A 14,133-nucleotide genomic window follows, 5' to 3' on the forward strand; every position below is an offset into this window, starting at 1 on the left:
TTTCCTCTTTCTTTTCGAAAATATGTAAACTTATATCATTACGTTTTTTATTTATAAAAAGTTAAGTAGTTCGTCACTAACGCTAAATCCTGTTTAAAATGATGTAATTCGAATTGCCTTGATAGTTGTTGATGTAAATGTGTGTCACAGTATTGTTTAACAGTATTTTCATAACGTAATAACAATGTGTCAATCATCGGTGTTGCAACGTTTAATGCTCTTCCAATCGCTTGAATTATCAAAGTACGATAATAATCTTCACTCGGCATGCGTGGTATATGTATGACTCCTTGTTCATCAGTATCAACATGTTTGTATGGTACGGCAGAAAAATCAAAATATGCACCTTGATCGTCCGGATTAGAAAACGGATCGATTAAAATTGCTGTATATCGCACATAAAGTAGATACTCTTGATGAATAGCTGGTAAATTTTCAAAGTTTTCAATATCTACTTCACGCATGGTCTCATAACGTATAGGGTAGTTTTCTTTCACCATAAACTTTAGAAGATTGACCGAAGGTACCTTTAATTGTTTTAATATCATCATCATTTCTTGCCACATTAATCGCATTTCGTGTATTAAGGTCATTGTGATTGGCCCCTCTGGAAATAGCTTATATACATATACTGGTAATTTCGTCCCTTCAAATACCGCCTTTAATGAAAATTGATTCATAAACAATGGTGGGTGTACATAAAGTGAACTATTATGTATCTCCGCATGTAGTGGTGTGTCCATCGTTGTTAATTCTATATTCAAATAGTCAAATAAAGACTTAAGCTTACACAACGTCATAGACTGAGATTGAGTCGAACCTACGAATAATTTTGATTTAACTCGTGTGGTTAGGACACAATGTGGTTGCGCTTTATCAAAGACTCGGGTATCGCCTAGATAAGTGGAAAATGAAATCACTTCACCTTCACAATGAACATCTGATAGTAATTGTTTAACAAGCATATGTGATCCTAATGTTGGTGAGACCAAAATGATTTGTTTAATACGCTTTAGTGTAGACTTAGATAATTGCTGTAATATCGGTCGATACGCATCGGCAGTACATGCTAAAATCACCACGTCATAATATTCCGTAATATCTTTAACATCTTTAAAAAAATGTCTAACCGTAAACTTACCTGAAAAACACTGATGTGCATCATTTTGAGTCATTACTGAAAAAAAGCCATCACGTTGATACACATCAAAGACTCTCTTAGATTTGGTTGATGCATGAACGCGACTCACCATATCAACTATATGTTCTCCATGTAAATAACATAGTCGAGCAAGTTGAATAGCGACCGGTCCACTACCAACCATTAATATTTTAGACATGTTCAACACCAACTTTTGATGCCACTTTACGATAAAGTGCAATATCAAAAATCTGCTTCGGTCGTGTTTGTAGTTCTTCACATCGCCACTGTGTTTCGTCAGTTGCTTGAGATGGATAATTAAACAATGCTTTTATATCATCACCGTATCGCATAACTACAACAACTTCATCATTCGTCAATGTGTAAAGTTCATTCAAAATGTCATATTTGATAGGTATCGTCGAACTGAATATAATATGTGTCACAGATTGGATGTCTTCTAATTGATCAACTGTTTGATTACTAATAATGATATCTTCATTTGGCGCTAGTACATTGACGACACGTTGCCCTAAATCAACTGCTTCCGAATCTATATCTATACCAATAACCGCAGCGCCAGTTTCTTTAGCAACTTGAATCAATGTCATAGGATATGCTCCTGAACCAATCAGTAATAATTTGTCATTTTTTCCAATTTGCCATCTTCCGAATTCTGCATTAATACAATGCTCTATATTTTCGAAATAACCTGACGTGGTCGCCCTACCATTCAACAAACGTTGTGCGCGAATAACTTCTACCTGTTTCACACATTTTGCTGATACCTCTTGAAGCTTCTTGGTTAAGCTCATTTTTGTTTCTAAATCGTTCCATGTTAAATAGTGATGCTCTGCCAAAGGTTGAAGTATCCATTGACTGTATTCATCAATCAAATTTTCTAAATCAACAATGTGCTGACTATCTTCCAAAACGAGTTGATGTAAGTACGTAAATTGTTCTAAATAATATTGTAATTGGTTCTCTATTTTTGTATGATCATTCATATTTGCGTCATTGTCTCCTGTTCTATATATGCTTGTCCTGTTGCGACAGTTGAAACTTGACCCTTAATCGTTGTTTGGTATTCATTTTGTTCAGACTTTCTGGATGAGACAATAATACTGCCTCCGGGTTGATTAACTAGGTAATCTTGAATATCATGATCTGTTAGATAATTAACCAACACACCGATAGAAGCCGCTCCTGAACCACAGCTATTTTCCCAGATTAAGCTCCCTATTTTAGGTATATGTATCAGTGGATATATGAATTGTTTATCTTGTTGAAAAAGCATGACGCCAATCGTTTTAAATTGTTGATGCCATGTTTGCGCACTGACAAAATCTTCCACGCGCTGTTTCATTGCTAAATCTACACCATCACACATCAACACGTAATGAATGTATGTATCGTAGCTAATTTCAAATGCTTTAAACTGTTGGTCCCCTAATTTCACAAATCTTTCCTTAACTTGATGTACTTTTGGCATAGTCACTTCATAATGTTGCGAATGAACTTTGCACTCTACAGGATGAGAACATCCCGAAACTCTTAATTGAAATTGTTGATGCTGTATTAATAAACGTTCTTTTAAATAGTGAATGTAAGACATAGTCGCATTACCACAAAATTCATTTCCACTCATTACCAAGTGATAGTTATCCCCATTTTCATAGTTTACTGATTCAATAAACCCTACTTGTTCACAACACACATGTGTTGTCGCCATCAACTGATGTGCAATCGCGGCGTATTCGCTCGGTTGATGCTTTGAATGAAAAGAATTGTCATATTCCCAGATGGATTATATTTTGAAAATTCGACCACTTGACGTTGCATAAAACACTCCTTTTTATTGTAAATTTTCAAATTAAATTGTTAATAAAAATGATTAATCTCATTAAAATCAATAACTTAAAACAATTGCATAAAACAAATCGTAATTGTTACGATTTGAGAATTATATTAAACGAGGCACATACAGTTGTCAATATAAATGATAATTATTTTCAATTAATAGAATAAAGTGAAATGAATATTCTTATAAATATCTACGATAAAAAGTACAAATGTCTATATTTAAAAACTTGGTTGATACGCTTTAAATGAATTTAAATTCAATTATCATCTGAAGTGTTTTTATTAGAGAATATAAACAGAAAAGTTTAACTAAATTAAATGACACAAAATTATAAAAACAAATATATAAATACTAACAATATTTTAATTATCTTCTTTGTTGGTAATGCTATAGATTTCATAGAATATTTAAATAAAAGTATTACTATTAAGCAATACAAATGATATACTTAATAGCGAAAATATCCATTATATTAATATATTGAAATTATTATTATTAGGATATTTTACGTTTACATATTTATTTTATTTTTTATTTACGGGAGGATATTAATAATGAAAAAAGTATTAGCACTATTATTTGCGTCAACACTCGTTTTAGGGGCATGTGGTGACAAAAATGACGAATCTAAAAATGATTCTTCATCTAATTCTACAGATAGCGTTTCTGTAGACGAAAATGACAATGAAGATAAAACAACAGCGAAATTCAAAAATGATAAATTAACAACAGACAATTTTGATATTGAAATTTTAGAAGCCAAAACTGTCAAAGCATCTAAGTACGATGATGACAAAAAACCAAGTATCGCTATCATCTATGGTGTTAAAAATAAAAAAGACAAAGACCTAACAGCATCTTCAGCATTTATCGAATCATTTGATATTTATCAAAATTCTAAAGATGTTAAGAGAAGTTTAGAAATTGGCGGTGGACATGATACTGATTTAAAGGAAAAATATGAAGAAAATATGGGTAACAAAATTAACAAAGATGGAAAAGTAAAAGGTGTTATGTTCTTTAAATTGAAAGACACTAAAACACCAGTAACACTTGAAGCTAAAGACCCAAATCATAGCTATAACGGAAAAGTGGGTACTAAAGAATTTAAAATTAAAGAAAATTAAAAACATAGATATGGAGATATAGACACATTTTGGGAGGATATTTAATGTCTAAAAAAATTAAAATTATAGTGCCTATCGTACTTGGATTAATCATTCTTTTGGGGATTGCTTGGGGTGTATATGCCTTTGTAACAAATACACCTAAAAACGCATATTTACTGAGCGAAAAAAAGACCGCTAAAAATGTGAAATCTTATGTTGATCATCGTTTTAGTAACGAAAAGAAATTCCAAAAAAAATTAAAAGATAATTCTTATGTTAATACGTATGATTTACATGCTAATGCATCTAAGGAATATCTAAAAGATCTTGGTTTACCTAAAACTATTTTAGATAGTTCTAAAATAACTGGAACTATCGGTCATGATCCAAAATCAAATAAAGGAATCATGAGCGTATCACCTAAAATATTAGATAAAGATATTGGTAAGTTCCAATGGACAGCAAATGATTCAACGCAATTCTTCGAATCACCCTTATTCAAGAAAAAGTACAGCGTCAAAAACTCAGAACTATTAGAAACAGCTGCTCAAATCTTTGATGAAGATCCTTCTGACTATAAAGATGAGGGACTTTCAAATGCAAACTTTGACCTGAATAATAAATTGGGTATTGTTCATTCTCAACAAGAAGATGTTGAAAAACTGTTTAAGCGATATACAGATTTAGTCATCGATCAATTAGAAGATGATGACTTTGAAAAAGGTAAAAAAGAAAAAGTTAAAATTGACGGTGAAACAAAAAATTTAAAACCTATCACTTTAAATATAAGTCGTGATAAAGCTAAAAAAATCACTGTCGCAGCATTAAAAAAAGCTAAAAACGATAAAGAATTACAACGTTTATCAAGCATTAATGAAAAAGAGTATAAAAAAGAAATCGAAGAGCAACTTGAAGATGCTCAAGATAAACAAACTAAAGAATTTCCAAAAATTAAATCAACTATCTACCAACAAAAGCATCAAATACTAAAACGTAACATCACAGTTACTGATAGCGACGGTGAAAAAACGACTATCAAAGGCACGAATGTGATAGATGACAATATCGAAGTCGATTATAAAGTAACTAGTGATGGAAACACACATAACATTAAAGGATCTTCTAAGAAAGACGGAAAGCATTATAAAGATGACTATAAATATAGTGGTGACGTAGACTATGAACGTCTAAATGTTCATTTAAATAATAAAGAGAGCGTAAAAGATTCAAAACGTAAAGATACTGGAACTATTACTATCGATAATGCTATCGATCATTATAAAGTAAATTATGAAGACAATTTAGAAACAGACGCTAAAAATAATCTTCAAAAACAAACATTAAATATTGGATTTAAACTAGACGAAGAGCCTATTAATATTGTTATCAATGCTAATTCAAAACTTAAAGAGCGCATTGATTTTAATACCGATAATGCAACGGACTTTAATTCATTATCTAAGAAAGATAAAGATAAATTATCAGATGAAATTAAGGATAAACAAAAAGACATTGTCAAATCAGTCTTTAAAAAGCTAGATGATTAATTCATAGAATGCTAAGCGATTGAACGACAATGACTTTCACCACCTATAAAAGGTAGGTCATATACTGGTTAATCTCACGGGGTGGGACTCACATTCAATTGAAACTTTACGAATGATAGTCTCACCCCTTTTATCTTGAATTCGCTAGGAGTGGTCACTTGAAATCTTTCAAATTGTTTCATATATACCACTCATTTTTACTTAAAAAGTGGTATCTATTTTTATATTTAATATTGATATTATTGACGCTCATCGTAACTTTAACAACTATCCAGCACATTAATCAAAATGATTCAAAATTTAATATTGGTATCGTTGATAAAGATCATTCTAAAGAAACAAAACTAATTTTAAACACTGTGGGTAAAGGCAACAATCTTGGCAAAAATGCTGCTCTCAAAACTTATAATGAGAATCAAGCGCAACATCTGCTTAAACAGAATCAATTACAAGGATACTTTGTCTTCGACCGTGGTATGACCGATACTTTTTATAAAGATGGTAGCCTTCCTATAACTGTTTATACATATGATGAACAATCAAGTAACAGTGTCGTGGTTAATCAATTAACACGCTCAGTTTATGACCGTTTAATGTTATCAATGGGCGGTGTGCTAAGCTTTAACCAATTAGCTAAAGATCCTTCAAATGAAGACGTAGCAATGACATTGATTGATATGTTATTTACCGGTTTAAATCGTTCAGGTTCATTTAATTTTGAACCCATACATATTTATGACACCAGTAGTTATTATGTAGTCACTGGATTTCTTTTGTCTATCTTTATATTGTGTTTATCACTTTATACAGTACTAAAAATGAATCAAGAAACTGCACTCAAAGAACGCTTGCAAATGTTTCATTTTTCCTTTGAAAAGCTCACGATAGTTCGAGGTATCATTGCATGGTTTTATTCACTCATATGGGCATTTATTGGCTTTATCTGGATTACTCATGCTCTCAATGCCCCATTTGAAAAATACAATTGGCCAACGGTAGCTTTACAACTCACTTATTACGTTACGTTACTCGTCTTATGCTTATTACTTATAGACTTAATTACTCGTTCATGGGTAAACTTTCTACTCAAATTATTACTTAGCTTTGTTATCGTTATTTTTTCTGGGATAATTATCCCTACTATCTTCTTTAAACACATGCTTAATGATGTAATCATTACACAACCATTTAGTTTGGTTACTAATCAAATGTTAGAAATAACACTCAATAACTATATTTTAGACACACATCCAGCATTTTATTTAAGTTTTATTACACTATTGATACTATTCATCATTGTTTTAGTATGGAGGTATCGCCGATGAAACCATACATTCAACTCGTCATTAAGAAACAATGGTTACAATATGTGTTTCTTATTAGCACGATACTAATCGCTTTAGGAACTCTATGGTTAGGACAAAAATTGGCTCAGCAAAATTTTAAAATACCTATCGCCATTCAAGATATGGACCATAGTTCCGCTTCGAAAAAATTAATTAAAGATATAGAGCAAAATCAGTATGTAACAGTAAAACATTTATCTCATGATGATTTTTATATCGATGATTTGGTAAAAAAGAAAGAAGTCATTGCAAGCCTTGAAATACCTAAGGATTTCTCTAAACACCTTAAAGCTAATGATTTAAATAAGACTCTTCCATTATATAGCAGAGATGATTTTATAGGACATATTGCTATGGAAATAATCAGTCGATCATTATACGAACAACAAATCCCTAATATTATTCATGAACATCTTGATGATATGAAACAACCACAATCCTTAGATAAAGTGAAACAATCTTATTATTCTCATACACCTCAATCTAAAATAAAAAGTGTAGCTATCAATAAACATGCTCATCAATCCATTTCAATTGGCATTGTATTTGTTGTCGTCATCTTTGTAAGTGTTATCCAAATCCTATTACATCAACGTCTTAAACAGAACGCACCTCTCGGAAGATTATATTTGGTACCTTATAGTCAACTTAAACTATACTTGACTTATATCAGTGTACATGTGGTCATACTGATGCTCATGCTATTGATGATCAGTCTTTTTATGCATCAACCATTAAGCATTCTTTTCTACTTAAAAACACTAATTATAGTTTTATTTTATGAGGCAGGTATTGCTTTATTACTTTTTAAAATTAATGTCCTTAGTCATCGTATATTTATGGCTATTATTTATACAGTAGCGATAGGTATCATATATTTATGGATTCAATTGTAAAGGAGTTATATTCAATGATAGATATTCAAAATGTTTCAAAAAGCTATAAAAAGAAGCATATTTTCGATTCCCTAGATATGCAATTTCAACCTCATAAAATTACTATTTTATTAGGTGAAAATGGTGCTGGAAAATCTACATTATTGCGTTTAATTGCAGGTATTGAGAATGCAGATGAAGGACGTATTCAATACTTCAATCAATATATATCAAGACGTCGAATACGTCATATTGTAGGCTATGTCCCTCAAGACATCGCATTATTCGAGCATATGACTGTCATGGAAAACATTGAGTTTTTCAAGTCACTTTGTGAAAATCCTATTTCAGATGAAACACTTCATTCTTATTTATCACAATTAAACTTTACTGATACAAAAGTGAAAGTATCTAACCTTTCTGGTGGAAATAAACGTAAAGTCAATATTATGATAGGTCTACTTAGTCGGCCTAAAATACTTATTCTAGATGAGCCAACAGAAGGCATCGATCTAGAATCAAGATATGATATTCACAACTTATTACAACAAATGACCGATCAATGTTTAATCATCATGACGACACATCATTTAGACGAAGTTGAAGCACTAGCAGATGATATTAAAGTTATAGGTCAAAATCCTTTTTATCCTGATATTTTAGAAAATAAAGGTTGGTCTTTTAAAAAATATGCAAATGCCTTAGCTGATAATACGAAATCTTAAGTTGTACTTTTACTCTATCATTTCATCAATATTTAACATCAAAAAGGCTTGCCCTTTCGTCGTATATTTCTCGATTGAAAAGGCAAGCCTTAATAAATTTTATACACATTTATTTACCATGTCTAACTTATCTATACACTAATCCACCATCAGTTAAAATGGATTGACCTGTAATATAATCAGAATCATTTGAAGCTAAGAATGATACTAAGTTCGCAACATCTGATGGCTCTTGATATCTTCCAAGTTTGATTTCTGAAGAAAATGCTTCAAATGCGTCTCCTATTTCTAGACTATCATCAAGTTTCACCATTTCTTCATCAATACGATCCCACATTTCAGTTTTGGCAACTCCTGGGCAATAAGCGTTTACGGTAATGCCTTTGTCTGCTAATTCTTTAGCAGCTGTTTGAGTAAAGGAACGTACTGAGTGTTTTGTTGCTGAGTAAGTGCCGAGTACTTCATAAGATTCATGTCCTGCAATACTACATGCGTTGATGATTTTACCTTTACTTTTTTGTTTAATAAATTGGTTAGCAGCTGCTTGAATTCCAAACAATGTACCAAATACGTTAATATTAAATAACTTAGATAATTCATCTTCATCAATTTCTAAAATTGGCGTCACAGCATCAACACCTGCGTTATTTACCATAACATCTAATTGACCAAATTCTGTAACTGCAAACTGAACTAATTCTTCCTGTTCTTTCTTTTTAGATACATCACTCTTGAATGCGACAGCTTGATAACCTTTTTCTTTGAATTCTTTCTCAGTTTCTAATAGAAGTGCTTCATTAATATCTTGTAGTACTACATTAAACCCATCGTTAGCAAGACGTTCTGCAATACCTTTACCTAATCCACCTGCTGAACCTGTTATAATTGCTGTTTTACTCATATCTATCTTCCTCCTTATTTATCATCTACCCTTTAAACATGGTCGTAGTAATAAGATTGGGAAATGTCAAATGTTGTTAATATATTTGTCGAAAAGTTGTTGTTTTTATTCATTATTAAATGCAACTTCAAATTACTAACACTGCTTTTAACTCCAACAATATACCTTTTAAATATCTACATTCTTTTTAGGAATTAAACAATACGCCGCAATAAATGCGATAAATACTAAACCTGCACCCACGATAAATGCGATAGTAGCTGCTAAATATGCCGGGTGATTTACAGATAATGCCGTATATATTGTTGTCACAACAGCGATTCCAAATGCTGCACCTAGTGTAGAAGTCATTTTTATAATTCCTGATGCAGTACCTGCTTTTTCAGCTGGAACATTAGATACAGCAGTAGATAGCGCGGGAGTAGCAAAAAATCCTAATCCTAGACCTATAAAGATAAAGCCAATACATGCCACAATATAATAAATCATATTAGGCAAAGAAGTGAATGCTAAAAGTATAATACCAGCAGTAATTGATATCGGACCTAACATCAATGGCAATTGCGGTCCCCTTTTTTGCATAAAACGTTCACCAACACGAATCATTAACAAACTACACAGCATATATGGAATCGTAATTAAACCAGCTTGTGCAGCTGTTAGATGCTTATCGTCTTGAACATAAATATTAAATAATGCTAATGAACCAATATCCATGTTCACCATCAAGTTGGCTAATGTTGTTCCGATATAAACATTATTTGAAAATAAACTTAAATCTATAAAAGGTTCATCTTGACGTTTTTCAAATATATAAAATGCAATTAATGTCACAATGAATATAGCAATTAATATCAATATAAGAGGATTTAACCATCCAATTCTATCTCCTTGCGTAATCACTACGTTAATACTTAACATCATGACAACAAAAATAATGATTCCAACGATATCAAATTTTTTATTATATGCAGACTCATCTTTAGATTCTGGTATACCTCTAAGCAATATTAAGGCAATAATTGAGAAGATGATTGACAACACGAAAATCCATCGCCATCCAATAAATGTAGCTATAATTCCAGCAAATAGTGATGCTAACCCTGTTCCACCATAGGATCCGAATGACTAATAACTAAGTACCTTTTGTCTTTCTTCACCTTGGAAGAAAGAATTAATTAACGCGATAGTTGCTGGAAGTAAGCATGCCGCAGATAAACCCTGTAAAACACGCCCTAATAATAATAAAATTGGTGCATGCGAGATGATCAATGCAATAGAGCCAAGTATACTTAATATTAGACCTGCATTTGTGATTTTAACTCGACCTATTTTATCAGATAATCCCCCTGCTACGACTATAAATACACCTGTTAAGAGTGATGTGAGACTGACCGCAATATTAACAATACTCATATCTACATGATAAAAACGTTGAACATGTGGTGCGATATTCAAAAAAGACTGTGCAAATAACCAGTATGTGAGAATCCCTAAGATAATCGCTACAATTAGTTGTTTCCCTTTATTAAACTGTTCGCTCATCGTAAGTGGCCTCCTACTCTTCCATCATTTATTTCGTTACAGCACTTTGACCGGCAATGCGACCAAAAGTAAAAATATCTGCCAGTGCATTTCCGCCTAAACGGTTACCAGCATGAATACCACCGGCAACTTCACCAGCCGCATATAAACCTTCAATGATATGACCTTCAACATCTATAACTTGTGCTTGCGTGTTTATTTTTAAACCACCCATAGTATGATGTATTGCAGGTTTACGTGGTGTCGCGTAGAATGGTGCTTTTTCAATTTTTAAATCAAATGCATTTTTATTGAAATCCTCATCTTGTCCTTGTTCTACGAAGGTATTATATCTTTCAATCGTGTTCACAAAAGTAGTTGTATCAATGTTTAATTTTTGGGCTAATGCTTCTAAGGTATCTGCTTTTACTAAAGTGCCGTCTTCTAATTCTTGATTAATTTTGTCCTCAGTTGTATTCATAGCTAGTGCTTTAATATTTGCATCTGCAATAATATAGAAGATACCGTCTTTTTGTTCTAATGCTGCCTTAGATAATACATCTCTACTTTCAAATTCGTTAACAAAACGTTGTCCTTCCTTATTAACGAAGACAAAGTTTGAAGGTGTTACGATTAATCCAGTAAACAATGCACCTGTCTTCGGATCAGAAATCGGCATCATTTGAGAGAATCCCATACCTACGATGTCAGCACCTGCCTGCACACCTAAACGTATACCATCACCTGTAATTGCAGGAGAATTCGTTGTCTTAATGTCATCAGGAATATTATCCCAATACGTATTATATTGTTGTAGCATTTTTGTATTCGCTCCAAAGCCACCTGTAGCCAACACTACACCATGACGTGTATGAATCTTAACTTTAGCACCATTTGCTTTACGTGCTTCAATACCAACGACTTGATTACCTTCTTTGATTAACTTTTCTGCAGTAGTTTCTGTAAAAATACGACCATGATTACGTTTAACGTAGTCTCCTAAATTTTCAATGTACTCTAAACCTTGTGCTTTCATTGGTTTATGACCACGACGCCATAAAGCACCCACAGGCATATCCACAAACGAACGATCAAAATGAACACCTTTGTCTTTCAACCAATATACTGATTCCAAAACGTTATCTGTGAGTGTTTTAACTAAATCATAATCACCTGAAATTTCGACATTATTACGATCTTTACGTTTACCACCTAAATATGTTTGAATACGATGCAATTCGACAGAATCAAAAAGATATTCATTTTCATTACTGCTATTTTCAAGATAGTCTTTAATTTGACGTTTTAAAGTATTGAAATCTTCAATGTAAGCTTCATCTATATCATTTTCATCATGATTTAATAACTGTAAGAGTGTCTCTTTTTCACCAGCAAGTGCCGGGAATGCATTTTGCCATTTAGGTTCAGCAGCGTTGACTTGACCACCTGTACGGATAGTATTGCCACCTATAGCCGCAAATTTCTCAAGCATGATGACTTCTTTTCCTTCATCTAATACCGTAGCAGCTGCACTGAGTCCAGCACCTCCTGTACCAATCACAACGACGTCAGTCGTCTCTTCAACGACCTCATCAGACCACTGAACGACCGGTTTAGGACGCGCCCGTAAAATATCTGGATCTTCTCCTGCTTGTTCAATTGCATCTGCAATACCTTGCACGATGCCCTCACTTGTTACTGTCGCACCTGAAATGACATCTACATTCAGTGTTTGCCCATTGATAATATCTTGCGGTAAACGTTCAAACACTGGGTTCGCTATACCTTCAGATTCTCCGCTATCATCTACCTCGATACTTACAATCTTATCTTCTGATAATTGAACTTTCATAGGTAGGTTGCCATTATGACCTTTTGCATAGACATGATACGTACCTTTGTTAAATTTAACTTTTTTATTTTGAAGTGCTTTTAATCTTTCATATTTACGATGCTCTTCTTCTTTATCTAAAATCATGAAGTCCATTACTTTCCATAAAGGGGATGGTATGTGAAGTACTTTCTGATCATGTATATCGACAAATTGTTCTACTTCTTCGTTTTGTGAAATTTTATCTGTCCATTGTGGTTCCACTAAATAGGCTTTCCCAACACTTAAAAGATCATATCCTAGTTCAAGGGCATGTTCTGCATCTTGTCGTTGGGCAATACTACCTACACCAATTAATGGAATTTTTGCCAACTGTGCACTTTGCATTTTGATGTACTTATTAATTAAAGGTTCTGTATCTTCTTGATTCACAATAGATGTACGTTGATAACTGTTTGCAGATATATGGAAATAATCAGGTTCATATTCTGCTAATGTATTTAGTAAAAACATAGTATCTTCAAAACGTATGCCTGGTTCTTCAATTTCTTCAGGTGAGAATCGATATCCTATAATAAAATGAGAAGCCTCTTTTTCAGCAACGACATGTTGAACCTTTGTTAAAACTTCGATTGGAAATCGTGTACGTTTTTCACGACTGCCTCCCCATGAATCTTTTCTCCGATTAGAATGTGGAGAGAAAAACTGTTGTAATAAGTATGTGTTGGCACCATGAATTTCGACACCATCAAACCCCGCTTCTATAGCGCGACGTGTAGCCTCTCCAAAGTCATTAATCATCTCATTGATTTGAGCATGTGTCATTTCTCTAGGTGGTACTGCATCGGGTCTTAATGCTGCAATGGGGCTTGCAGATATCGGCTGCTCTCCTTCATTAAATTTAGGATTTGCCATTCTTCCGGCATGATAAAGTTGCAAAATCGCTTTTGATCCCTTAGCTTGAATCGCTTCTGCTAAACGTTTGAGTCCAGGTATTTTATCATCATTATCAATACCTATAGCTCCCGGAAATCCTCGTCCGTGATTTTCAACAAAACAACTTTCAACAATGATTGCTGAAGCATCACCAGCTCTAAATTGATAATAATCAATCATTTCTGATGTAACACTTCCATCAAAATACCCAGCTTGGATAGTCATGGGCGCCATTAATACTCTATTTTTTAATTCGGCACCACTTTTAAATTTAAAAGTATCGAATATTTCCTTACTCATATCAAATCCTCCTAGTTATTTGTGAATATTTTCA

9 protein-coding genes and 2 pseudogenes are annotated in these 14,133 nt (G+C 33.0%); 5 read left to right on the forward strand and 6 right to left on the reverse strand.

What is annotated here, in order from left to right; translation table 11 throughout:
• Positions 1–47: 47 nt before the first annotated feature.
• The 3 genes and pseudogenes from cntM to cntK all read right to left on the reverse strand — a co-directional run bounded on the left by cntM (position 48) and on the right by cntK (position 2,983).
• Positions 48–1,340 carry a staphylopine biosynthesis dehydrogenase gene (cntM, locus tag HMPREF2897_RS02750; RefSeq protein WP_070592624.1) on the reverse strand — a complete coding sequence of 431 codons (1,293 nt, stop codon included), beginning with the start codon at positions 1,338–1,340 and terminating at the stop codon, positions 48–50.
• Positions 1,333–2,148 (reverse strand): staphylopine biosynthesis enzyme CntL, encoded by an 816-nt coding sequence (gene cntL, locus HMPREF2897_RS02755; RefSeq protein WP_002446851.1) that lies wholly within the window; start codon positions 2,146–2,148, stop codon positions 1,333–1,335. The genes cntM and cntL overlap by 8 nt, the downstream gene beginning before the upstream one ends.
• Positions 2,145–2,983: pseudogene (gene cntK, locus HMPREF2897_RS02760) on the reverse strand (histidine racemase CntK). Before cntK ends, cntL begins: the two are co-directional and overlap by 4 nt.
• Positions 2,984–3,559: 576 nt before the next feature.
• Between cntK and HMPREF2897_RS02765 the strand changes: the two are divergent.
• The 5 genes from HMPREF2897_RS02765 (at position 3,560) to HMPREF2897_RS02785 (ending at position 8,607) form a co-directional block, all read left to right on the forward strand.
• Positions 3,560–4,132: a DUF5067 domain-containing protein gene (locus HMPREF2897_RS02765; RefSeq protein WP_070592626.1), complete on the forward strand. Its 573-nt coding sequence runs from the start codon at positions 3,560–3,562 to the stop codon at positions 4,130–4,132.
• A gap of 44 nt (positions 4,133–4,176) precedes the next feature.
• Complete coding sequence (locus HMPREF2897_RS02770; protein WP_002446846.1) at positions 4,177–5,661, forward strand: DUF6583 family protein; 1,485 nt, start codon at positions 4,177–4,179, stop codon at positions 5,659–5,661.
• A gap of 158 nt (positions 5,662–5,819) precedes the next feature.
• A complete protein-coding gene (locus HMPREF2897_RS02775; RefSeq protein ID WP_002446845.1) occupies positions 5,820–6,986 on the forward strand; it encodes an ABC transporter permease in 1,167 nt (388 codons plus the stop codon).
• Entirely contained in the window at positions 6,983–7,903 is a 921-nt protein-coding gene (locus HMPREF2897_RS12745; RefSeq protein ID WP_002446844.1) for an ABC transporter permease, read from the forward strand. Before HMPREF2897_RS02775 ends, HMPREF2897_RS12745 begins: the two co-directional genes overlap by 4 nt.
• A 14-nt stretch (positions 7,904–7,917) precedes the next feature.
• Positions 7,918–8,607 carry an ABC transporter ATP-binding protein gene (locus tag HMPREF2897_RS02785; protein ID WP_002487502.1) on the forward strand — a complete coding sequence of 230 codons (690 nt, stop codon included), beginning with the start codon at positions 7,918–7,920 and terminating at the stop codon, positions 8,605–8,607.
• A gap of 127 nt (positions 8,608–8,734) precedes the next feature.
• On the opposite strand, the gene HMPREF2897_RS02790 is transcribed toward HMPREF2897_RS02785, so the two are convergent.
• The 3 genes and pseudogenes from HMPREF2897_RS02790 to HMPREF2897_RS02800 all read right to left on the reverse strand — a co-directional run bounded on the left by HMPREF2897_RS02790 (position 8,735) and on the right by HMPREF2897_RS02800 (position 14,099).
• Positions 8,735–9,508, reverse strand: a complete 774-nt coding sequence (locus tag HMPREF2897_RS02790; protein ID WP_002446842.1) for an acetoin reductase — start codon at positions 9,506–9,508, stop codon at positions 8,735–8,737.
• Positions 9,509–9,676: 168 nt separating this feature from the next.
• Positions 9,677–11,053, reverse strand: a pseudogene (locus tag HMPREF2897_RS02795) (MFS transporter).
• Between the two features lie 28 nt (positions 11,054–11,081).
• Positions 11,082–14,099: an NADH-dependent flavin oxidoreductase gene (locus HMPREF2897_RS02800; RefSeq protein ID WP_002499750.1), complete on the reverse strand. Its 3,018-nt coding sequence runs from the start codon at positions 14,097–14,099 to the stop codon at positions 11,082–11,084.
• Positions 14,100–14,133: the final 34 nt, after the last annotated feature.

Origin of the sequence: Staphylococcus sp. HMSC065D05, assembly GCF_001813195.1 — a bacterium.
Classification (GTDB): domain Bacteria; phylum Bacillota; class Bacilli; order Staphylococcales; family Staphylococcaceae; genus Staphylococcus; species Staphylococcus epidermidis.

Coding starts and splice junctions, on each gene's coding strand:
- cntM (WP_070592624.1), bottom strand. CDS start 1,340: ATGTCTAAAATATTAATGGTTGGTAGTGGACCGGTCGCTATTCAACTT.
- cntL (WP_002446851.1), bottom strand. CDS start 2,148: ATGAATGATCATACAAAAATAGAGAACCAATTACAATATTATTTAGAA.
- HMPREF2897_RS02765 (WP_070592626.1), top strand. CDS start 3,560: ATGAAAAAAGTATTAGCACTATTATTTGCGTCAACACTCGTTTTAGGG.
- HMPREF2897_RS02770 (WP_002446846.1), top strand. CDS start 4,177: ATGTCTAAAAAAATTAAAATTATAGTGCCTATCGTACTTGGATTAATC.
- HMPREF2897_RS12745 (WP_002446844.1), top strand. CDS start 6,983: ATGAAACCATACATTCAACTCGTCATTAAGAAACAATGGTTACAATAT.
- HMPREF2897_RS02785 (WP_002487502.1), top strand. CDS start 7,918: ATGATAGATATTCAAAATGTTTCAAAAAGCTATAAAAAGAAGCATATT.
- HMPREF2897_RS02790 (WP_002446842.1), bottom strand. CDS start 9,508: ATGAGTAAAACAGCAATTATAACAGGTTCAGCAGGTGGATTAGGTAAA.
- HMPREF2897_RS02800 (WP_002499750.1), bottom strand. CDS start 14,099: ATGAGTAAGGAAATATTCGATACTTTTAAATTTAAAAGTGGTGCCGAA.